Genomic DNA, 21305 nt, shown 5'->3' with positions numbered 1-21305 from the left:
ACTTGAAGACCAATCATGAAACATGTCCGCTATGCCATGCGAAAGTGGGGGCTCAAGCGACCCAGGTGCAGGGGACGCTGTATCCGGCCTACGACACAAAGGAATACCGGACGAAAACGCGAATATCAAGACTTGCGATTTTCCTGGGTGTTCTGACTGTACTCATATGCCTGGCCATAAACATTATCGTCCTCCCGGAATTCCTTTGGGTATTCTATGTTGCGGTATCGGTATTCTATGTACTGATACTCCTCAGCCACACGATTCTCTCCCGATCACATCTCGGTGGGAAGATTGTCGCGCAGGTCGTCAGTCTGACGATACTGCTGCTGGTCATCGACCTCATGTCCGGCTCCATCCAGTGGTCGGTCGATTATGTTGTGCCTTTTCTCATCGTTGGTGGCATCCTGCTCATGTCCATCATCATTTTGAAAGTACGCCTCCGCTGGGGTGGGTACGTAAGCTTTCTTCTGCTGATGCTTGCGCTCGGTTTCCTGCCGGCCCTTTTCTATGTGGCCGGCGTGGCGACAGTCCTTTGGCCAAGCATTGTTGCAGCTCTGTTTGCAATGACCACTTTCAGCGCCATCTTCCTGTTTGCCAACCGGGCATTCAAGACACAGCTCGGTCGTCGTTTCCACATATGATGATCGAAAAAGGCAGGAAGTATCGGCTCGACTTCCTGGCTGGCCGGGTCCATATTCAGTTTTATTTTTATGATAAGAAGGTATGAGAAAGAAAGGAGTGGGTGACATGAACAGAATTTTAAAAACATCAGCAGTCCTCGCTTCGGCAGTCAGTGCCGGCGCGATGCTCTATTCCCTGCATGCCATCCGTCTACATAATGGAAGTATCGGCAGCAGGGTGGCAGAGGATCTCATCAGAATCGTCAATTCCGATGCCGAACCATTGGATGAAAAGCGGACGAATAGTAAAATTAAAGAGAATCGAAAAGAACATAAAGTTGCAGCGGGACTTATGAATTCTGAGGTAGAAGCATTCTATAAGGATGGGATGAAAGTATTCAGGGTTCGGCCAGAGGGAGAGACGCCGGAACGCAATGTACTTTACTTGCATGGCGGTGGATATATCAACCAACCCTCATTGTTTCACTGGCTTTTCGTAGACCGCATGGTCCAGGATACCGGCATGACGTTCATCGTGCCGATCTACCCGAAAACGCCTGAATATACATTCAAAGATGCCTATCAGGTGGTGTCTGACTTATACTTGGATCTCATTGAAGACCATCCCGAAGGTCTGGCGCTCATGGGAGATTCAGCCGGTGGTGGTCTGGCGCTCGGCCTCAGTCAGTGGCTCAGCTCAAATGGTCATCCATTGCCGAAACTACTGGTCCTGATCTCTCCCTGGCTCGATATTACAGTCGATAACCCGGAAGTCAACGTCTATGATGCGCTTGATCCGATGCTTGATGTGTCGAGTTTAAAGGATGTCGGACGGGTCTGGTCAGGTGATGCAGATCCATTGGATTACAGGCTTTCGCCGATGTATGGAGGTCTGACAGGGCTGCCGAAGATCGGCCTGTTTGCAGGCACACGGGAAATCTGTCTGCCGGATGCAAGAAAGTTTGCCGCCATGCTCAAAGAAGCGCACGCTGAACATGTATACTATGAGTATCCATGGATGAATCACATTTTTCCCTTATACCCGATCAAGGAAGGCCACGCAGCCAGGCAGCAGATTGTAAAATTATTGGATGAGGTGGAGTAGAAAGGAGTAATATCATGTACAGACTGATTGCGATGATCGCAACATTTATTCTGATCTATGCTGGCAGTTATCTGATTATTTCGGTGGATGAACCCTATCGTCTGATTACTGGAGTTGTGGTCGGCATCATTGCAGTGATTCCAAATGTGATTGTAGCGGCACGGGACAGAAGGAAGAAAAGAGATACGCGAGAATTGGATGAAGAAATAGAAGCATGGTCACGAAGCAGAAGCAGCGGACATATTCTATAATGCCTTTAAATCTGTTATAGTCGAATCATCACTAAAAACAAGCGAATGGAACTGCAGGTGAAGCGCCATGATAACCATCAATGATATAGCGAAACAGGCCGGGGTTTCGAGAACGACCGTATCCAGGGTGATCAATAATACGGGGTATGTCAGTGAAAAGGCCAGAAAAAGGGTGATGGATGTCATCGGGGAGACGGGCTATGTCCCGAGCCAGCATGCGAAATCACTCAGAACGAAAAAGACGAAGATCATCGGTGTCATCCTGCCGAAGATCAGTACCGATACATCTTCAAGAACGGTCAATGGCATGACTGAGGTTTTCGAAGCGGTCGGCTATCAGATTCTGCTGACGAGTACAAACCTGGATAAGCAGAAGGAGATTGAACACCTCAAGCTGCTGCAGAACCGGCAGGTGGATGGCATCATCCTGATTGCGACGAACACAAGCCAGGAACTTCTGGACGAAATAAAAGTCTCCAAGGTGCCTGTTGTCGTCATCGGCCAGGAAATGGCAGATGTTCCGTCCGTCATCTTCGATGATTATGCAGCTGCCCGCCAGATGACGCAGCTGATGATCAAGAAGGGGCATAGGCGTATCGGCTATATCGGAGTCGACGAAGAGGACCGGTCGGTCGGCATGCTGAGGAAACAGGGCTACGTTGATGTGATGGCAGAGCATGGGCTTCATATGGAAGATGCGTGGATGCAGAACGGTGACTTCTCGATCGATTCCGGCTATGAAGCAATGAAACGCATGATGCTCGCATCATCTGGAGACTTGGACGGTGTCTTTGCTGCGACGGACAGGATGGCGCTCGGTGCGTGGAAGTACATAAAAGGTCAGGGACTGGTTATTCCAGACGATATTGCCGTGGCTGGTATCGGTTCGTCCGAAACATCCCGCTTCATAGAACCGGCATTGACGACCATCGAATATGAACATGCACAGGCGGGGGTGGAATCCGCCCGCATCATGCTGCAGGTTCTACAGGGTGAAAAAGAGATTTCCGATAAAAAAGTACTTGACTTTAACCTTGTTGAGAGAGATAGTATATGAAAAGAGTGAAAGCGTAATCATTCGTTTTCATTTTTTTCTGCACAAATGTGGAATCGATTCCCTTATTCAGACTATTTAGCAAAAGGAGTGTTGGAAATGTCGGAGAACAGTAGGATTGCCAAAGAGGTCATCGAAGCAGTAGGGGGAGAGGAGAATATTTCCTCCGTCGCACATTGCGCCACACGATTGCGTCTGATCATAGAAGATAAGAGCAAGATTGATCAGGAAGCGGTCGAAAATATTGATAAGGTAAAGGGTGCTTTCTACAATTCCGGCCAGTACCAGGTCATTTTTGGTACCGGCACGGTCAACCGGATTCATGAAGAGATGCTCAAATTCGGTTTTGATGGTTCCACCAAGAGTGAAGCGAAAAAAGAAGGGGTGAAGAAGGGCAACTTCTTCCAGCGGGCCATACGATCGTTCGGCGATGTATTCGTGCCGATCATACCGGTTCTTGTCGCGACAGGTTTGTTCATGGGTCTGCGCGGACTCGTCGTTCAGGAGCAGATACTTGGTCTTTTCGGTTTGTCGCCTGACGATATATCCGAGAACTTCCTTCTGTTCACCGAGATACTGACGGATACCGCGTTCATCTTCCTGCCGGCACTGGTCGCCTGGTCGACGTTCAGAGTCTTCGGCGGGACACCGATCATCGGGCTGGTGCTTGGCCTGATGCTCGTCAGCCCCGCTTTACCGAATGCATGGGATGTCGCTGGTGGTGGCGTGGAACCGATCATGTTTGCCGGCTTCATACCGGTCGTCGGCTATCAGGCATCCGTTCTGCCGGCATTCATCGCCGGTATCATCGGAGCCAAAGTGGAGCGCTTCATCCGCAAAAGAGTACCGGAAGCACTTGATCTGATCATCACGCCATTCATGACGCTGCTGATCATGATTGCGCTCGCACTCTTCCTGATCGGGCCGGTCTTCCACGCACTGGAAGGTGTCATACTGGACGCGACGCTGTCTGTACTCGCATGGCCGTTCGGCATCAGTGGTATTCTGATCGGTGGTCTGAACCAGATCATCGTTATCACGGGTGTGCACCATATATTCAACCTGCTTGAAATACAGCTGCTCGATGAACTGGGCGCGAACCCCTACAATGCCATCGTCACAGCATCCGTTGCAGCACAAGGTGGCGCAACGCTCGCAGTCGGCCTGAAGACCAAATCGAAGAAGCTGAAAGCACTGGCTCTGCCATCTTCATTTTCAGCATTCCTCGGTATCACCGAGCCCGCCATATTCGGTGTCAACCTGCGCTATGTCAAACCGTTCATCATGGGACTCATCGGCGGCGCGGCCGGTGGTTTCGTCGCTTCCATTTCCGGCCTTGCAGGCACAGGCATGGCGATCACCGTCATCCCGGGTACACTGCTCTATCTGAATGAACAGATCTTCATGTACCTGCTGGTCAACCTGGTTGCCATTGCTGTCGCATTCGTGCTGACATGGATGTTCGGATTCACTGATAAGGAAACTGAGAAAATCACAGAAGAATAGAAGGAGTTTTGGTATGTCTCAAAAAAGTGAGTACCAGACAAACATAGATGAACAGATCGAAGGCAACAGACGCTTTATCGAAACAGATACGCACCGGATGAGTTATCATCTGATGCCGCCTGTCGGCCTTCTGAATGATCCCAATGGACTGATATATCACGAGGGAATATACCATGCCTTCTTCCAGTGGAATCCGTTTGAAACCGCGCATGGGAAGAAGGCCTGGGGACACTATACTTCAAAGAACCTCGTGGACTGGTCGCTTGCCCCTGTGGCACTTGCGCCAGACCAGTGGTATGACAAGAATGGCTGCTATTCCGGCAGTGCCATCGTACATGAAGGTGTGATGCACCTTTTCTATACCGGCAATGTAAAGGATGCGGATGACCGTCGGTCTTCCTATCAATGTCTGGCGATTTCAGAGGATGGCATCACCTTCGAGAAGAAGGGGCCCGTCCTCCATCTGCCAGAAGGTTATACGGCACATTTCAGGGATCCGAAAGTCTGGAAAGACGGCGATCACTGGCTGATGATTCTTGGTGCACAGAATGCAGCACTCAAGGGGGAAGCGGTACTCGCCCGCTCCAGCAACCTCACGGACTGGGAATTCCTCGGTCCGATTGCCGGCAGCGGCATGAACGGTCTAGGGAACTTCGGCTATATGTGGGAGTGCCCTGACCTCTTCAACCTTGACGGGAAAGACGTACTGATCGTCTGCCCGCAAGGACTCGATGCAACGGGGGAGGCATACCATAATCTGTACCAGGCAGGCTATTTTGCCGGCGACTTCGATTCAACTGATTACAGCTATGATCACGGCGAATTCCAGGAGCTTGATCGCGGATTCGACTTTTATGCCCCCCAGACGTTCACGGATGATGAGGGACGCAGAATTCTGATCGGCTGGATGGGCATGACGGATGATCAGGAGCAGAATCAGCCGACAATCGAAAACAACTGGCTCCATGCTCTGACCATTCCGAGAGTACTTGAAATGAGAAACAATCAGCTGGTACAGCATCCGATCCCCGAACTGGAACAGCTGCGTGGGGAAAGGAGGTACTTCTCCCAGCTTGAGCTTGAAAAGGATGTGGCATTCCGTGAAGCCATTGCACCGTCGAGTGAAATACTTCTGGAGTTCACACGTCCGGTCGAAAATACGTTTGAATTGGAAATTCGTAGTGGTTTGAAAATCATCTATGACAGGAGGAGCTTTATTGTCGAAAGAAACACATTCGACGGCAAGACATCCGAACAGCGTGCATTCAGTCTTGCCAGACTCTCCGATATGCAGATCTTCCTTGATGGTTCATCCGTGGAAATCTTCGTCAATGGGGGAGAAGTGGTCTGCTCGAGCAGATACTTCCCGCAAGAAAAGGATGATGCGATTGAAATCAGAGGTCATATGCATTTCGACCTTTCTCTCTGGAAACTGGAAGGCAGCACGATAGACATGTTCTGAGCGTAGAGATCGAGCCGGGCGGGAAGCCCGGCTCTTTTTTATTTGGATCCAGATATATCGATGTGATGACATGGAGTGTCTATGGTACATTCCATATAAGGGAATCATGCAGAAGGGGATGTACAAAAATGACAGACAATGTATTTGAAAGTATGGCAAAGCGTTATGATACAAAAGATCGGAAGGCACTGGCCACCATCATCATCAAGGAGATCCGTCAGGCGCTCTCGGGTCATGCCTATCGCTCGATGCTCGACTATGGCAGCGGTACGGGACTGGTCGGTCTCGAGTTCACTGATATGTTCGACCGGGTGACACTTGCCGATGCGTCAGAACAGATGGTGCAGATTACCCAGACCAAAATTGATGATGCGGGGCTTTTACATGTGGAAGCAGTCCAGCTGGATCTGACACAAGAACAGACGAACGTTGAAGCGGATGTCATCATTATCTCGCTCGTCCTGATCCATGTACCGGAAGTTGACAGCCTGCTTTCAGCACTATACAAGGTGATGACTCCGGGTGGCAGACTGGTCGTTGTCGATTTTGACAAGAACCATAATGTCCATCATCCGAAACTGCACAATGGGTTTGCTCACGATGAAATAAGAGGTCTGCTTCTGGAAGCGGGATTTACACCAACTGACGACAGAACATTTCACGAAGGGGAGCAGCTCTTCATGAAACAGGACGCCTCCATGTTCATCGCCACTGGCAGCAGATAGCATCCAAACAGCATACATCAAGGAGGGATACCATGGGAAAGAAAAGCATATTGCTGATACTGATCGGCATCGTGACACTCCTGTTCGCCGGTACTGTCACCTATAGCCTTATGAACAGCAGCACTGTATACAATCATCACACGGGACTCGGGGCGTCGATCGACATCTCTCCGGACGATGAACAGCTGGCGTTCTCATATTATCTGAATGGCAGGGAATCCATCTATCTCGGAAATCTTGAGAATGGCAGTACGGAAGAAGTCGCGCCGTCCGATACAGCGCAGCATAGCCACCCGGAATTTTCGCCCGATGGTGAAGGCATGATCTATTTTGCTTCGCAGGGGGATGGGGTCCACACGGTGGACTATCTATCTGCGCCGGGTGAAGAACCGTTGAAGCTGACTTCTGACGACTTGCATGTTTTCGACGCAGTCATTTCTCCGGACGGTAATATTGTATACTACATCGCCATGCCGGCAGACGATTTCAATCAGCCACCCGGCAAGCAGGAGAATGGCAGCGATATCCACCGCATAGGCATTGATGGGGAGTCCCACGAGAAACTGACGGATAAGGACGCATACGACATGAATGGGCTCAACATCTCAAATGACGGAGAAGCCCTCTACTATGCCGATGGCAGTGGGATGACCCGCTATGATATTGAATCAGGCACGGAAGCGGACAACGACATTACAGGACTGCCTGACTATGTCTACCATCCGACACTGTCGCAGGATGGTGAACAACTGGCCTACGTCGCACAGGAAGGTGAATCCGATAATGGCACGTATATATACGAACTTTTCCTCATGAATACAGAAAGTGGCGAGTCCGAGCGGCTCACGGACTATAACGCGTCTGTCACATCACCCGCTTTTTTCACAAACAGCAATCGTCTGGCATTGCTGGCAGAAGAAAACTGGCCGAGTGAACCGTCGGAATTCGAACTGATGACCATTTCCGAAAATGGCGGAGACCTGACCCGTATCGATATGGCACTCCCTGAAGGTGGCAGTTTCCAATTCTGGGCGATGATCGACCGGATGGTCAATACAGTGACCATGATGGTACTCTACCTGCTGATGTTCGGTCTTTCCATTGCCTATATGCACATGCACAACAGAACCTATCTGCCCGTCATCATCAGTGCAGTACTAGCAGGTCTCACTCTCATCGGTGCTTTCATCGCAGCAGCCAGCGACCCGTGGATGGCCATAGGACTCACGATGGTCGCTCTTTGGCTGGCTGGATTTACTTTAGTGCTCTGGTTATTTGCATTGATGTATCGGAGAATAGTGGGTAAGGCAACTTGAACATTGTCAAAAACCTCAAGAGAGGTGAGGCACGATGGTAACAAATTTTTCTACTTCTTCCGACTCAGCTTTAATCCATAATCGGATGATCTTGGAGTATTACAGTAGAGAAATGTTAATATGTAACTCGTTTCATTTACTTGATTCCCTAGCACTTTTTTACAGAAATCTATATATTACTAGAAAAGGAACAGTTGTTGCTGTTCCTTTTTTTATTCTTTTAGTCTATGTTATGCATTGAAAATATTTTTATGATAATTAAAGGGCTAATAGGATGTATTTGTGCAGAATTTAAAGTTAGTAGATAGTGGAAAAAACTTTACACCATCTCCCCATAGGGTACGTGTTGAAAAAGGAGGCGTCAGAGGTGAAGAGTTTAGTTGGAATGGTTGGAGTGATTTTTGTCGCTCTACTACTCTCAGGCTGTCAAGACACTGAGAACGAAGCAGTGGACCAGAATGTGGATGCAGTAGATGAAAGTTCTCAAGATGGGGTTTCATCAGAGGGCGAGGAAGCAGTAGAAGACAGTGAGGAGAACAAGAACGAAGAGACGCAAGAGGAACCCTCAGGTGGCTCCAGCAGTAGCACCTCTAATGATGAGCAATCAGAAGAAACAGAAGAAAATAATGATGGAAACAGCGATAGTGAAGAAGTGGAAGAGGAATCATCTGATGAGGCTGCCGGTAATCATTCTGATGATTATGAAGATGTTCAGATGACGCCTTATTACTTCATTGATTCACATACTTATTTGACAGAAACGGATTATCTGACTGCATACAGCATCAGTCGTGATGAGACTCAGGGCAGTTCATTGGGAGATCGCCTGGAGCAGTCTCTCAAAGAGAGTGACCCTTCCGAACAGGAAATTTTGGCAAGTTTTACAAACATGACTGTCGAATGGCCAGAACTCACTGTAAATTTCAATGAAGAGGGCACACATTTATCCACGACCAGTGCCCAAACGACTTTCTTCTATGAGTCGCTGTTTGGAATCAGCAATCTCTACGGCATTGAAGAAATCACCTTTACCAACCCCGATGGAGAGGAAGATATAAGTGTCGCTCAAAGATTGGTCGATGCACCGATGATCATCGAAGAAGAGAGCGGTCTCGCGCGTGGATACTATACAATCTACGATGTAGACCTGGAACAGACTGTATTCATCCCAGGCGGGCAAGTGGGTGAACAGATTGCAGATGAAGCGGGAGAACCTTTTTCCTTCCCGGAAACAGTAGAAGCGATGGCAACAGTGGATAGCGAAGGTGCGTCACACGATTCAGCAATTGTAGAAGGACTGGAAGTGGTTGAAACTTCATTTGAAGATGGTGTTGCTACTGTGCAGTATACTTTGGATGAGGAGATTGGGACGGAAGCTGATCGGATTGTTTTTGAAAATGCAATACAGCTTGCAGCCCTCGACTTTAAAGCACGCGAAGTCCGTCTAATAAATGATACGCTGCAAGAAAGCGTCACGTATCCATTAATTGAAAAGTGAAATCCTATAGTTTTTAATATTTACTGAGTAGAGAATATGTACTCTTGAACATGAACAAGGGAGCAGACAAATGTCTGCTCCCTTGCTTTTATACTTCCACGTATCTTCTGATGTGACTGGCTGTAATGGAATCCTCGACATCGAGCAATCCTTGCGGTATTCCGCTATAGAGGATGCGACCGCCTTTGGACCCGGCACCGGGTCCGACGTCTATGATCCAGTCGGCATGGGTCATCATCGTCAGGTTGTGCTCGATGATGATGACGGTGTTGCCTTGTGTGATGAGCTGCTGGAAGCAGTCCAGCAAGGTCGGGATATCGTCTTCATGAAGTCCGGTAGTCGGTTCGTCGAAAATGAACGTCTTGCCGGTCGCATCACTATCTAGATAGCGGCTCAGTTTGACGCGCTGAATCTCTCCGCCTGAGAGCGTATCGAGAGACTGGCCGAGTGTCATGTAATGCAGGCCGGTATCCTTGACCGTTCTCAAACGCTCGACCACGCGGGTGCTGGATGTGAAGAAGGTCAGGGCCTCTTCGACAGTGAGTGCCAGGACATCTGCGATGGAATAGCCATCGACTTTGGCTTCAAGTACTTCCGGTCTATATCTTGTACCGTGACACACTTCACATGTTTGAGAGAAATCCGGCATGAAGGCGAGTTCGGTTTTGAGGACACCTTTGCCGTTGCATTCGGGGCAGGCGCCTTCCGAGTTATAGCTGAACATGCCTTTCCTGAGTCCGGTCTCCTTGCTGAAGAAAGTGCGGACTTCGTCAAAGAGATCCATGTAGGTCAGCAGGTTGGAGCGGTTTGATGCGCGGACCGGCTTCTGATCGATGAATATGGCATCCTTGTCTTTCTTGAAGCCGGTTTTGATGAGCGTACTCTTACCTGAACCTGCCACACCAGTGATGACGGATAGTGCTGATGCTGGTATATCGACAGATACATCATCCAGATTGTTCTTTGTGATATTTTTGAGGCTGATGAAGCCCTCCGGTTCACTCGGATTTTCCTTCAACTGATGCGACCGCTTCAACGCCGTGCCGGTCGGTGTGCTTGATGCCATCAGTTCCTGATAGGTGCCTGTAAAGATCACTTCACCGCCATGCTGGCCGGCGCCCGGGCCGATATCGATGACATAGTCGGCAATATCGATGACATCCGGATCATGTTCGACGACGAGGACTGTATTGCCCTTGTCCCGGATCGAGCACATGATCTCATTGATCTTCTCGATGTCTTCAGGGTGCAGTCCGACACTCGGCTCATCGATGATGTAGACGAGATCCGTCAACGGACTGTTCAAGTGACGGATCAGTTTGATGCGCTGCGACTCACCCCCTGATAGGGATGGGGTCTCGCGGTCGAGCGTCAGATAGTTGAGGCCGACGTATGATAGGGACTCCATCTGATCGAGCAGTGGCCGGATGATGTATTCCGACTTCGGATCATCCAAGGCTTTCAGGAAAGGAATCGCTTCTTCAATGGACAGGTGGGTGAAGTCTGCGATATCAAAGTCATTTATTTTACATGAAAGCACTTTGTCATTGAGCCGTTTACCGTTACATGCTGGACATTCCCGGCTCGTCACGACACGTTCCACATCTTCCATAAAACGTTTCTTCTCAAAGTTATCGTTGAGCAGGAAGGAACGTCTGAAGCGGTGGACGAGCCCTTCGAACTTCGCAGTCCTTGGCCAGTTGTCCGGCGGATCCTTCAGTTTCTTCGGTTTCGTATAGAGGAAGGTCTCCATCTCCTCCTCAGTATAATCTTTGAGTTTTTTGTCGTTATCGAACAGTCCGCTGTAGAGGTAGCGTTTGCCCCGCCAGCTGTCCGGTCTGAACGATGGGAAGCGTATGGCATCATCATTGAGTGACCGGTCGTAGTCGAGCAGCTCATCGAGGTCGATGTCTTCCACGTAGCCAAGTCCCTGGCATCGTTCACACATGCCGCTCGGGTTGTTGAACGAGAAGATGTTGGAGTAGCCGACAAACGGTTCCCCGATCCGCGACCAGAGCAGGCGGACAGATGAATAGATGTCCGAAATTGTGCCCACAGTGGAGCGCGAGTTGCCGCCAAGACGCTTCTGGTTGATGATCATCGCCACCGGCAGGTTCTCTATCTGGTCCACATCCGGCTTTTCATACTGTGTCAGCTGGTTCTGGATATAGCTTGAATACGTTTCATTGAGCAGCCGCTCCGATTCTGCGGCCAATGTACTGAATACGAGGGAAGATTTGCCCGAACCCGAGCGTCCCGTAAAGACAGTCAGTTTGTGTTTTGGTATATCGACGCTTACATTTTTAAGATTGTTCTGGTTGGCGCCTTTGATGCGTATATTTGACATGACTTTCACCTCTTCTGTTCAGTCTACCCGGATAAGCCGGCGAGGACACGCGAAAGGCGTATAAAAGTGAAACGTATCTGTCACATATTGTTTATTCAAGGGAATTTTCAGGGAATGATATCAGTGTATGCATTGATATTGAGAAAAACAGGTTCAGATTATAGTCAAGATAAAAGGAGCGATTGAATCATGAAAGCATGGCAACTGAAGGATTCTGGAAGTATCGATAACCTGGAATGGAAAGACGTGGATGATCTTCATGCAAGCTCGGGTGAACTGCTGGTCAAGGTGTTCAGTACGGCGTTGAATCCGGTGGACTACCAGCTGATAGAATCCGGTCATCCCAAATGGAATTACCCACACATACCGGGTGTCGACCTGTCAGGTGAAGTTTTAGAAGTCGGAGAAGGTGTGGAAGGTTTCGAGGTTGGAGAGCGTGTGGCAATCCACACTGATATGAGCAAGCCGGGCGCATTCGCTGAACAAGCGGTCGTCAATGCATCTGCAGCAGCAAAGATACCGGACGGGGTTTCATTTGATGAAGCGGCGGCGATACTCTGTGCCGGAATGACGGCGTATCAGGCAGTCATCCAGAAACTGAATGCTGCCGAGAAAGAGACAATCCTTGTCCATGGCGGTTCAGGTGGTGTCGGTGGATTCGCAGTGCAGCTGGCGAAAAAACTTGGCCACACTGTATTCACAACAGCGTCGAAAGAAAGTCACGATAGAGTGAAAGCACTCGGAGCTGATCTTGCAATCGATTATAAAGATGAAGACGTGACCAATCGCATCATGGAAGAGACCGAAGACGCGGGCGTGGACCTGATTTTCAATACGGTCAGTTCAGAAGAGGCGACAGCAGACCTCGACCGTCTGGCATTCTCCGGACAGCTCGCCTACATTGCCGGCGCACCGGATACGAGTGATGTAAAACCATTCACTTTGTCACCTTCCATCCATGAAGTCGCACTTGGTGCGGCGCACGCCAGCGGCTCCAGGAAAGCGGTCGATAACCTGGCACATATGGCAAATGAGCTGATGGCGCGATTGAGTGAAGACGACCTGGATCCAGTCATTGATAAAGTGCTGTCTCGAGAAGCATTGCCTGAAGGACTGAAAATGCTTAAACAAAACGAGACCGACGGCAAGGTCATCGTCAGAATGCAGGCTGAATAGAAATAGAGAAGCGGGAGGCAACTATGCTGGTGCCTCTCGCTTTTTGTATGTGTGATTAGATGCGGAATTGCTATAAATGATTTTTTCTTCTTCTTTCTGCTGTATGAAAAATCTTTTCATCTTCTCTTTTACCTATAGCGACAATTTCAATGATTTCAATGTTGCCTTCAGATGATGCTTTAAAAATCAAGCGAATTCCAATCTTTTGGTTCTTCAATTCTTTGAAGCCAGCCAATTTTGAATAGTGTGTATTGCCAAGGTCTTTGCCTATCTCCGATCCACGCAAAGCCAGGCGCTCTTCGGCAGCATCGACCCATTTTTTCATTGTACCATCCAGTTTCTTATAATCTTTTTGAGCTTCTTCCCAGAAATATACCTCTCTCATCAATCAAACAAGTCCTTATCAGGCATGGATTGAAACGGATTAGGTTCGTTTGATGTATCCAGCACTTCTTTTGAAGGAACAAGTTTTCCGGGCCCGGCATCTACTCGCTTTTGAAGTTGATTATAAAAAAGCTGATCTTCCATCTCTTCATATTTTCTTATCAATGTTTCGTAGACCTCATTACTGATTATGACTGCCTCAGGTTTATTATGGTTGAATATGAAGACAGGTTCTCCCGTATCCTGTGTATCTTTAATAATCTTGGAAAAATCCTTTTTGGCTTCAGTAACTGATTTTGTTTTCAAATCAAAGGTTTTCAGCACAATTCTCTCCCCCGATATTATAGTACTTTTATCCATTATAATACTAAAAAGTACTTTAAACAACTTTATAAAAAGCTTCTTATTCAGTTCTTTTATCTATATCTTAAAAAATGATCAGAGTGATGGTACTTGCTGAGGATTTTCTTGGACTTGCAAATACCATGGTTTCGATGATTCAAAACAAAGGGATTGTAAAAGGTCAACCCTCGTGATATATTGACTACCTACCGGTCGGTAGGTAAATTTTGAGGTGATATTAATGAATGATAATATATTTAAAAATCGGACGTTCGTGCTGCTTTTCATTGCCAGTCTCTTTGCGGTCATCGGTTTCAGCATGTTTCTGACGACAACGACATGGTATGTCATCCGAACGCTTGATATGAATGGCGCACTTGGCATGATACTGATCGCCATTACAGTACCAAGACTTGTCATGATGACATACGGGGGAGTTGTGGCGGATAAATATAAAAAGACGACAATCATGTTCTGTACAAATCTGATGCAGGCACTATTACTTCTCGTGCTGACACTGCTTCTATTCAATGATGCACTGACTGTAGTATGGCTGCTCGTCATCGGCGGTCTGTTCGGCATGCTGGATGCCTTCTTCGGTCCGGCAAGCACTTCCATGATTCCTAAAATCATAGAAAAATCGAAACTGCAGAAGGCCAACGCCTATTTCCAGGGGGTAGATCAGATCAGTTTCATCATCGGTCCGGCTCTTGCTGGTATCATTATGGAAGTATCTTCCGTTACCACAAGTTTTTTCGTGGCATTCATACTGGTCGGACTTTCTGCCATATTCGTATTCCCGCCATTGATCAAGGAGGCTGCAGTTGAAAAGACGGACAGTCAGACACCGCTTCAGAATCTGAAAGAAGGCTTCAGTTATGTGAAGGCATCCAAATTTCTCGTCGTCGGTATTCTCGTACTGATCACGATGAACTTCTTTGTTTTTGGAACACTCCAGATCGGCATGCCGCTGATCGTCGACCTGCTCGGTGGGACACCGATCAACTTGAGCTACATGGAAGTGAGTCTGAGCACAGGTATGATTGCTGGTACACTCATTCTAGGCAAATTCTATATCAGAAGAAAAGGGCAGGTTACACTGTACGGTCTCATTGCAGCGCTGTCCTTCTATTTCTTCTTCGGCTTTCTCGATAATCTGATTCTGCTCGCTGCACTGCTGTTCTTTGTCGGTTTTGCGATTTCATTCGTATTCGTGCCGTTCTTTGCAGCCGCCCAGGAAATTACGGAAAACCGGATGATGGGACGTGTCATGAGCCTGATTTTCCTGGCGATGAATGGATTCGACCCCATTGCCTATGCGATTGTCAGCATTCTGACCAGCATCGGTGTGTCCATCCAGTTTGTTATCGTGATATTCGCCATCATTGGTATAATGATTACAATCGTTCTTTTCTTCAAAGCAAAGGACTATCGGATGCAGACGACAGAATAATTAATTGTCAAAGGAGTTTTAACAATCGATACGAAAGAAAGTATTATAGTGGCCAGCCGCAGTTTTTTCGGCACATTCGGCTATGAAGCAACTTCCATGTCGATGATCGCAGAAGCTGTGGCCATCAAGAAACCTTCACTCTATTCCCATTACAGCAGCAAAGAAGAAATATTCAAGGACGTCCTGGATAAGGAAATGAATGACTATGTCACATATCTCGAGCGGACACTTGATGACAATGAAAGATCCGTCATGGACATCCTTCGCGATCTGATGAAGAATATGTCACTGGACAGTGAAGGGGATGCCAGTGCCGATTTCTACTATCGGTACGCACGATACCAGCCGCAGGAACTGAAGGCTTATATCATGGACAAATATACAGATTCCGAAAATGTCGCAAGAAGCCTTTTCGATGACATCATAGAGCGTGGAAAGCGTGAAGGGGAGATCGATGGCGCGCTATCCAACGCACAGATCTATTCGACCTATTTTCTTCTTGCAGATGGCCTTGCCGTCACGCCGGATTTCTATGGAAAAGACATTCAGGCAGCCGAATTCGAGCGTGTGTGGGAAGTATTCCAAAGAGGGGTCAGACCGTCATAACTACGAGAAAATGAAGAATGATCAAAAGTGAAAGAGAGCAGGTATCCGGTATTCTGGATATCCGCTCCCTTTTTTTGTCTGTTCGGCTAGACGCCGAACTGTCGAAGATGATGGTCCAGATGCTTGTAGATCCCTTTGCCCCATTGTTGCGGTGTGAGTCTGCCAAAAAAGGGGTGGGGGTGTCTCGTGCATTTCTCAGGCCCTTTCTGCTGAAAGGTGAGTGTCTTCTCCTTGAGTCTGTCCTTTTCCGTGTCGAAAGATTTTTCTTCTGTAATCAGCATGCCTGGTACGGTGGACATGTTTTTAGGCAATGGCTTGTCATTGTAGAAGACGGGCTTTGCGAATCTGCCGACCAGTCTGCCGAGCTTGCTTCTTTCAGGCGTTTCATCCCCAGAGGCGATATCCTGGAATACACTGCAGTGCGCGAGCATCTGTGCAGCATTCATCTGACCCCACTGTGGTTTTGTATCTGATTCCAACTGATCGATGCGTCTGATGATTTCATGCGTCGTCGATGCATCATAGATATTCTTCATCTTATCCTCCTTTGATAAAGTATTTAAAAACCCCCGAAAATTGAATCCATGTTCAACTTGCAGGGGTTGGTTTTAATTTTATTTTCCTATAGGTTTTCGAAGAAATCCTTCAGTACTTTCACGGCTTTTGTGAGGTCTTCGATATGAGTGAATTCTTCAGGGTTGTGGCTGATACCCTGGATGCTTCTGACAAAGAGCATTGTAATCGGGAACTGTGTGCCGATGCTCATGGCATCATGACCGGCACCGCTCGGCAGATGGATCGGCAGCAGGTCATGGCGTTTGAATGATGCTTCCATATTGCGGATGACTTCTGTGTCGACCGGAATCGGCAGGATGCGGGTGGTCAAGTCGGTTTCGACAGTGATATCGCTATTGTTGACGACATCATTCGCATGATCGGCGACCGCTTTGATCAGTTGCGACTGGCTGTCCTCGTTGATATCGCGAGCATCGACCACAAGCTCGACTTCACCAGGAATGACGTTGACTCCGCCGGGGCTGACATTCATCTTGCCGACAGTGGCCACAGCAGTCTCACTGATGCCTTTGGCAACTTCAGGCAGCGTGCTGATGAATTCGGAAGCTTTGACAAGAGCGTCTTTACGCTCGGTCATCGGTGTGCTGCCCGCGTGTCCGGCAGCGCCTCGGAACGTGATCTTTGTCCGTGTCGCGCCTGCGATGCCGCTGACGATGCCGACCGGCAGATCCTTCTGCTCGAGCTGCTTGGCCTGTTCGATATGTATCTCGGCATACATCGCAATCTGCTTGCTTGGACCTTCTGCAGTGAGGAACTGCTGTCTGTCGGAGCCGATATTGCTGATGACTTCATCGAACGTCTGTCCATCCGGATCGCGGTACTTGTCGAGTTCCGTCTCCTCGATCATGCCCATGAACGCGCGGCTGCCTGTCAGTCCACTGCTGAAGCGGCTGCCTTCTTCGTCGGAGAAGATGACGACTTCAAAGTCATATTTCGGCTTGTATCCTGCTTCATGCCATAGTGTGACAATCTCAAGTGCAGTCAGGACACCTGCAGCGCCGTCGAAGTGTCCACCATCCGGCACAGTATCGAGATGCGAACCGGCCATGAAGACTTTGGAGCTGTCCGCGCCCTTGTAGGTACCGAACACATTGCCTGCGCCATCTTTTCTGACCTGCATGCCGATCTCCTGCATCCACTCGATCACCTTGTGCTTCGCCTGTGATTCTTCTTCCGAATATCCCATTCTCTTGGCACCTTCGTTTTCCGTGCGGCCGATTTTGGAAATTTCGAGTATGCGTGCGTGGAGTCGCTCGCTCGTCCGGTCCTCCAGTTTTTCTGCTGCCATCTTGTCTGTAAATAATTTCATCATCCATTCTCCCTTCATTTCTTCTCTTTGATAATAAACCATGAAGGTTTATAATAAAAGTTAGAATATTCAGTGGAGGGGTGAATGAATGGAGATCAGACAATTTGCCGAGAACGCATTGACCATCTATCTGGGTGATGAGATTGATGAAAAGGTCAACCGGCAGCTCGTAGCGCTGCGTCATCGGATTGATGAAATGGACATACAGGGTATCGGGGAGATTGTACTTTCCTATACGAGCCTCATCATCTATTTTGATATTTTCAAAACGGATGTGGACGCCTTGAAAAAAACCGTCGGTGACATTGACGAATCGGCACTGCTTGAAGCGGAGGTATCTTACCGGGTGATTGAAATTCCAGTGTGCTACGGCGGTGAATACGGGCCGGACATCGACAGTTTTGAAGCGGACGGACTGTCGGCAGAAGAAGTGATCGAGCTGCATGCCAATAAGGAATATCTCGTCTATATGCTTGGTTTCATGCCGGGTTTTCCTTACCTCGGTGGGCTCGATGAACGACTTCACAAGGCGCGTCTCGAAACGCCCAGAGTACGCATCCCACCGGGCTCGGTCGGCATCGGCGGCAAGCAGACCGGCATGTATCCATTTGAATCCCCCGGAGGCTGGCACCTGCTTGGCAGGACGCCCGTACCGCTATTTGATGAAAACCGGGAAGAGAGCATCCTTTATCAGGCGGGGGACAGGATCATCTATCGTCCGATTGATGCATCCGAGTTCAAAGAGATCGCATCCCGTATTGAAGCAGGGAGCTATGACATCCAGTTCGAGGTGAGAGGAGGATAAAGATGACGTTGAAAGTGACACGCCCCGGACTTCATACGACTGTCCAGGACCTTGGACGGTTCGGACACCAGTCGGAAGGATTTTCGCCAGCGGGCGCGATGGATTACCGGGCGCTGATGCTCGCCAACCAGCTGCTCGGCAATGATGAGAATGCGCCTGGACTTGAGATGACACTAAGAGGTGCCACATTTGAAGTGGTGAAGGATACAGTGGTGGCAGCTGTCGGAGCGGATATGAAGATGAAAATTGATGATGCAGACCACCCCTCCGGCATACCGGTTCATGTCGCAAAAGGCAGTAGGATCCAGTTCGGAGCAGCAGATGTCGGCGCGCGGACATACTTGGCAGTGCCGGGCGGATTCAAGGTGGAGACGGTGCTCGGCAGCGCTTCGACCCATGTCCGCAGCGGTATCGGCGGCCACAGTGGCCGGGCGCTACAGGAAGGGGATATGCTGCATGCAGGTACAACAGGGGCCGCAACCCGATATAGAATCAAGGATTTCGACGACGGTGATGAAATAGTACGGGTCATACCGGGCCAGCAGTTCGACCGGTTTGGTGATGAGATGAAACAGCAGTTTTTCAATTCATCATATGCGCTCACCAAGGACTGTGACCGGATGGGCTTCCGGCTTGATGGACCAGAACTTGTGGCAGCACCTGACCATGATGTACTGTCCGAGCCGACACAGCTCGGCAGTATCCAGGTGCCGAAAGGCGGCCGGCCGATCGTACTGCTCAATGACAGGCAGACCGCCGGCGGCTATGCGCGCATCGGTACAGTCGCCCATGCAGACATTCCGAAATTCGTGCAGAAGCAGCCGGGCGATGCAGTGAAGTTTGCCGAGATAACGGTTGAAGAAGCAAGCGCGCTCTATCGGGATGAAATGGCGCGTATCAGAAGTGGTGGATATCTGGAGATCAGCAATGCTTTCCGGGTGCACGTACGACCTGTCGCCCGCAAAGTCGCAAGAATAATGAAGAGGTGATGACGTTGGATATCGAAGAAGTAAGAGCATATGCAAAACTGTTGAATGAAGAGAACCTTAAAGTACTGAGCATCAAAGATGGGGGTTTCAAAATCCATCTCGAAGCGCAATCTACAGAGGCGACTGGCGCACAAGCGCCACCGGTACCGGACACAAGCTCGGAAAAGCCGGATGCATCACATACCGTCAATGCCAGGCAGGTCGGTACATTTTTCATCGAGAAGGAAGAGAACAGCGACGAAACGTTCGTTTCCGTCGGAGATTCGGTAAGCGAAGGAGACACAATCGGAGTCATCGAGGCGATGAAGGTCTTCAATGAAGTAAAGTCAGATGTATCGGGCACCGTGGAAGAAATTCTCGTCGGCAATGGAGAGAGTGTCGAGTACGATCAGCCGCTCTTTTCCATCAAGCCAAAGGAGGACTAGTGTGAAAAAGGTTTTGATCGCAAATCGTGGCGAAATCGCCGTCAGAATCATCCGTACTTTGAAGGAGATGGATCTGCACAGTGTTGCGGTCTATTCCACAGCTGATCGTAATAGTCTGCACGTGGCATTGGCAGACGAATCCATCTGTATCGGACCAGCGAAAAGCAGTGACAGCTATCTGGATTTCGAATCGATCGCAGCCGCCATTGAAGTGAGTGGCGCGGACGCAGTCCATCCGGGATATGGCTTCCTGTCCGAATCGGAAGCATTTGCCAGGCGGATGGAGGAGATCGGTGTCACCTTCATCGGTCCGACCTCAGACACTATATCTCGTATGGGAGACAAGGCGATGGCACGCCAGACGATGAAGGAAGCGGGGGTGCCGGTCATCCCCGGCAGTGACGGCGTCATCGACAGCTTCGAAGAAGTGGAAAAGGTTGCCGAGGATATCGGCTATCCGCTTGTCATCAAGGCGGTATCCGGTGGAGGCGGCAAAGGCATGCGTTTCGTGCATGAACCCGCACAGCTTGAGAAGCAGTATAAGGACGCTAAAAAGGAAGCGAAAAATGCATTTGGTGACGACCGGATCTATATTGAAAAATTCATCGAGCGTGCACGCCATATCGAAGTGCAGGTCGTCGGCGACGGCCAGGGGAATGCCATCCACCTGTACGAACGGGACTGCTCAATCCAGCGGAACAACCAGAAGCTGATCGAGGAGGCACCGGCTGCGATTCTTGATGATGCATCAAGAAAGGATATTACCGAACGGACAGCAGAAGCGGTTGCGAAGCTCGGTTACCGGGGCGCCGGGACGGTGGAATACTTATATGTGGAGTCGGAAGATGCCTTTTATTTCATCGAAATGAATACACGCATCCAGGTTGAGCATACGATTTCGGAGGAGATCACCGGTGTCGACATCGTCAGGCTGCAGCTTGAAGTGGCTAAAGAGGAGGTGCTGACGTTGACCCAGGATGACATTGCCATCAATGGTTTTGCGATCGAGTGCCGCATCAATGCAGAGAATCCAGCGGATAATTTCATGCCGGCACCCGGCCCGATCGACACATTGCATTTCGGAATGGGACAAGGTGTAAGAATCGATTCCCACGTCTATCCGGGCTACGCCGTCCCCCCGCATTATGATTCGATGATCGCAAAAATCATTGTTCATGCGCATTCAAGGGAAGCGGCGATCGGGAAGATGATGCACGTGCTTGATGAGACCGTCATCGGTCCAGTCGAGACGAATCTCGATTTTCAACACTATCTGATGAATCATCCGAACTATCAGTCCAATACGGTGGACATCAAGTTTCTTCTGAACAATCATATTATCGAGTAGAAAGG

Annotated in this window: 21 protein-coding genes; 16 read left to right on the top strand and 5 right to left on the bottom strand. The window is 49.2% G+C overall.

Annotation, left to right across the window (positions count from 1 at the left end; genetic code table 11):
- Window positions 1-2 precede the first annotated feature (2 nt).
- The 9 genes from GQ671_RS12085 to GQ671_RS12045 all read left to right on the top strand — a co-directional run bounded on the left by GQ671_RS12085 (window position 3) and on the right by GQ671_RS12045 (window position 9540).
- A complete protein-coding gene (locus GQ671_RS12085) occupies window positions 3-644 on the top strand; it encodes a DUF6320 domain-containing protein (RefSeq protein WP_211364919.1) in 642 nt (213 codons plus the stop codon).
- 106 nt (window positions 645-750) lie between these two features.
- Window positions 751-1728 carry an alpha/beta hydrolase fold domain-containing protein gene (locus tag GQ671_RS12080; RefSeq protein WP_160657592.1) on the top strand — a complete coding sequence of 326 codons (978 nt, stop codon included), beginning with the start codon at window positions 751-753 and terminating at the stop codon, window positions 1726-1728.
- 14 nt (window positions 1729-1742) lie between these two features.
- Window positions 1743-1979 carry a hypothetical protein gene (locus GQ671_RS12075; RefSeq protein ID WP_160657589.1) on the top strand — a complete coding sequence of 79 codons (237 nt, stop codon included), beginning with the start codon at window positions 1743-1745 and terminating at the stop codon, window positions 1977-1979.
- 67 nt (window positions 1980-2046) lie between these two features.
- Complete coding sequence (locus tag GQ671_RS12070) at window positions 2047-3036, top strand: LacI family DNA-binding transcriptional regulator (RefSeq protein WP_160657587.1); 990 nt, start codon at window positions 2047-2049, stop codon at window positions 3034-3036.
- Between the two features lie 96 nt (window positions 3037-3132).
- Window positions 3133-4539, top strand: a complete 1407-nt coding sequence (locus tag GQ671_RS12065) for a sucrose-specific PTS transporter subunit IIBC (RefSeq protein WP_160657584.1) — start codon at window positions 3133-3135, stop codon at window positions 4537-4539.
- A 13-nt stretch (window positions 4540-4552) separates the two neighbouring features.
- Complete coding sequence (locus GQ671_RS12060; RefSeq protein ID WP_160657581.1) at window positions 4553-6001, top strand: glycoside hydrolase family 32 protein; 1449 nt, start codon at window positions 4553-4555, stop codon at window positions 5999-6001.
- A gap of 128 nt (window positions 6002-6129) precedes the next feature.
- Entirely contained in the window at window positions 6130-6726 is a 597-nt protein-coding gene (locus GQ671_RS12055; RefSeq protein ID WP_160657578.1) for a class I SAM-dependent DNA methyltransferase, read from the top strand.
- A 32-nt stretch (window positions 6727-6758) separates the two neighbouring features.
- Window positions 6759-8042 (top strand): TolB family protein, encoded by a 1284-nt coding sequence (locus GQ671_RS12050; protein ID WP_160657575.1) that lies wholly within the window; start codon window positions 6759-6761, stop codon window positions 8040-8042.
- A gap of 367 nt (window positions 8043-8409) precedes the next feature.
- Window positions 8410-9540, top strand: a complete 1131-nt coding sequence (locus tag GQ671_RS12045; protein ID WP_160657572.1) for a hypothetical protein — start codon at window positions 8410-8412, stop codon at window positions 9538-9540.
- Window positions 9541-9628: 88 nt separating this feature from the next.
- On the opposite strand, the gene GQ671_RS12040 is transcribed toward GQ671_RS12045, so the two are convergent.
- Window positions 9629-11887 carry an ATP-binding cassette domain-containing protein gene (locus GQ671_RS12040; protein ID WP_160657569.1) on the bottom strand — a complete coding sequence of 753 codons (2259 nt, stop codon included), beginning with the start codon at window positions 11885-11887 and terminating at the stop codon, window positions 9629-9631.
- A 189-nt stretch (window positions 11888-12076) separates the two neighbouring features.
- Between GQ671_RS12040 and GQ671_RS12035 the strand changes: the two genes are divergently transcribed.
- Window positions 12077-13063 (top strand): zinc-binding dehydrogenase, encoded by a 987-nt coding sequence (locus GQ671_RS12035; protein ID WP_160657537.1) that lies wholly within the window; start codon window positions 12077-12079, stop codon window positions 13061-13063.
- Window positions 13064-13133: 70 nt separating this feature from the next.
- Here GQ671_RS12035 and GQ671_RS12030 read toward each other — a convergent pair whose 3' ends face one another.
- On the bottom strand, window positions 13134-13448 hold the full coding sequence (locus GQ671_RS12030; protein ID WP_160657535.1) for a type II toxin-antitoxin system RelE family toxin: 315 nt from the start codon (window positions 13446-13448) through the stop codon (window positions 13134-13136).
- Complete coding sequence (locus tag GQ671_RS12025; protein ID WP_211364918.1) at window positions 13448-13771, bottom strand: type II toxin-antitoxin system Phd/YefM family antitoxin; 324 nt, start codon at window positions 13769-13771, stop codon at window positions 13448-13450. Before GQ671_RS12025 ends, GQ671_RS12030 begins: the two co-directional genes overlap by 1 nt.
- A gap of 259 nt (window positions 13772-14030) precedes the next feature.
- Between GQ671_RS12025 and GQ671_RS12020 the strand changes: the two genes are divergently transcribed.
- A complete protein-coding gene (locus GQ671_RS12020; protein ID WP_160657530.1) occupies window positions 14031-15242 on the top strand; it encodes an MFS transporter in 1212 nt (403 codons plus the stop codon).
- 48 nt (window positions 15243-15290) lie between these two features.
- Complete coding sequence (locus GQ671_RS12015; RefSeq protein WP_160657527.1) at window positions 15291-15848, top strand: TetR/AcrR family transcriptional regulator; 558 nt, start codon at window positions 15291-15293, stop codon at window positions 15846-15848.
- Between the two features lie 86 nt (window positions 15849-15934).
- On the opposite strand, the gene GQ671_RS12010 is transcribed toward GQ671_RS12015, so the two are convergent.
- Together GQ671_RS12010 and GQ671_RS12005 are read right to left on the bottom strand one after the other, a co-directional pair.
- Window positions 15935-16384, bottom strand: a complete 450-nt coding sequence (locus GQ671_RS12010; protein ID WP_160657525.1) for a DUF1569 domain-containing protein — start codon at window positions 16382-16384, stop codon at window positions 15935-15937.
- 86 nt (window positions 16385-16470) lie between these two features.
- Entirely contained in the window at window positions 16471-17733 is a 1263-nt protein-coding gene (locus tag GQ671_RS12005; RefSeq protein ID WP_160657523.1) for a Zn-dependent hydrolase, read from the bottom strand.
- 88 nt (window positions 17734-17821) lie between these two features.
- Between GQ671_RS12005 and pxpB the strand changes: the two genes are divergently transcribed.
- Genes pxpB through accC form a run of 4 tightly spaced genes read left to right on the top strand, consistent with a single transcriptional unit; the run spans window position 17822 to window position 21300 of the window.
- The gene (gene pxpB / locus GQ671_RS12000; RefSeq protein ID WP_160657521.1) at window positions 17822-18538 is read left to right on the top strand and encodes a 5-oxoprolinase subunit PxpB; all 717 of its coding nucleotides are present in this window, start codon (window positions 17822-17824) and stop codon (window positions 18536-18538) included.
- Window positions 18539-18540: 2 nt separating this feature from the next.
- A complete protein-coding gene (locus GQ671_RS11995; RefSeq protein ID WP_160657517.1) occupies window positions 18541-19527 on the top strand; it encodes a 5-oxoprolinase subunit C family protein in 987 nt (328 codons plus the stop codon).
- 5 nt (window positions 19528-19532) lie between these two features.
- Window positions 19533-19952, top strand: a complete 420-nt coding sequence (locus GQ671_RS11990; protein WP_246153259.1) for an acetyl-CoA carboxylase biotin carboxyl carrier protein — start codon at window positions 19533-19535, stop codon at window positions 19950-19952.
- Entirely contained in the window at window positions 19894-21300 is a 1407-nt protein-coding gene (gene accC / locus GQ671_RS11985) for an acetyl-CoA carboxylase biotin carboxylase subunit (RefSeq protein WP_160657515.1), read from the top strand. Before GQ671_RS11990 ends, accC begins: the two co-directional genes overlap by 59 nt.
- Window positions 21301-21305: the final 5 nt, after the last annotated feature.

Source organism: Salinicoccus hispanicus (assembly GCF_009831115.1).
GTDB classification, from domain to species: Bacteria; Bacillota; Bacilli; order Staphylococcales; family Salinicoccaceae; genus Salinicoccus; species Salinicoccus hispanicus.
Note: the sequence above shows the minus strand (reverse complement) of the source record. Positions and strands in the feature narration are given on the sequence as shown.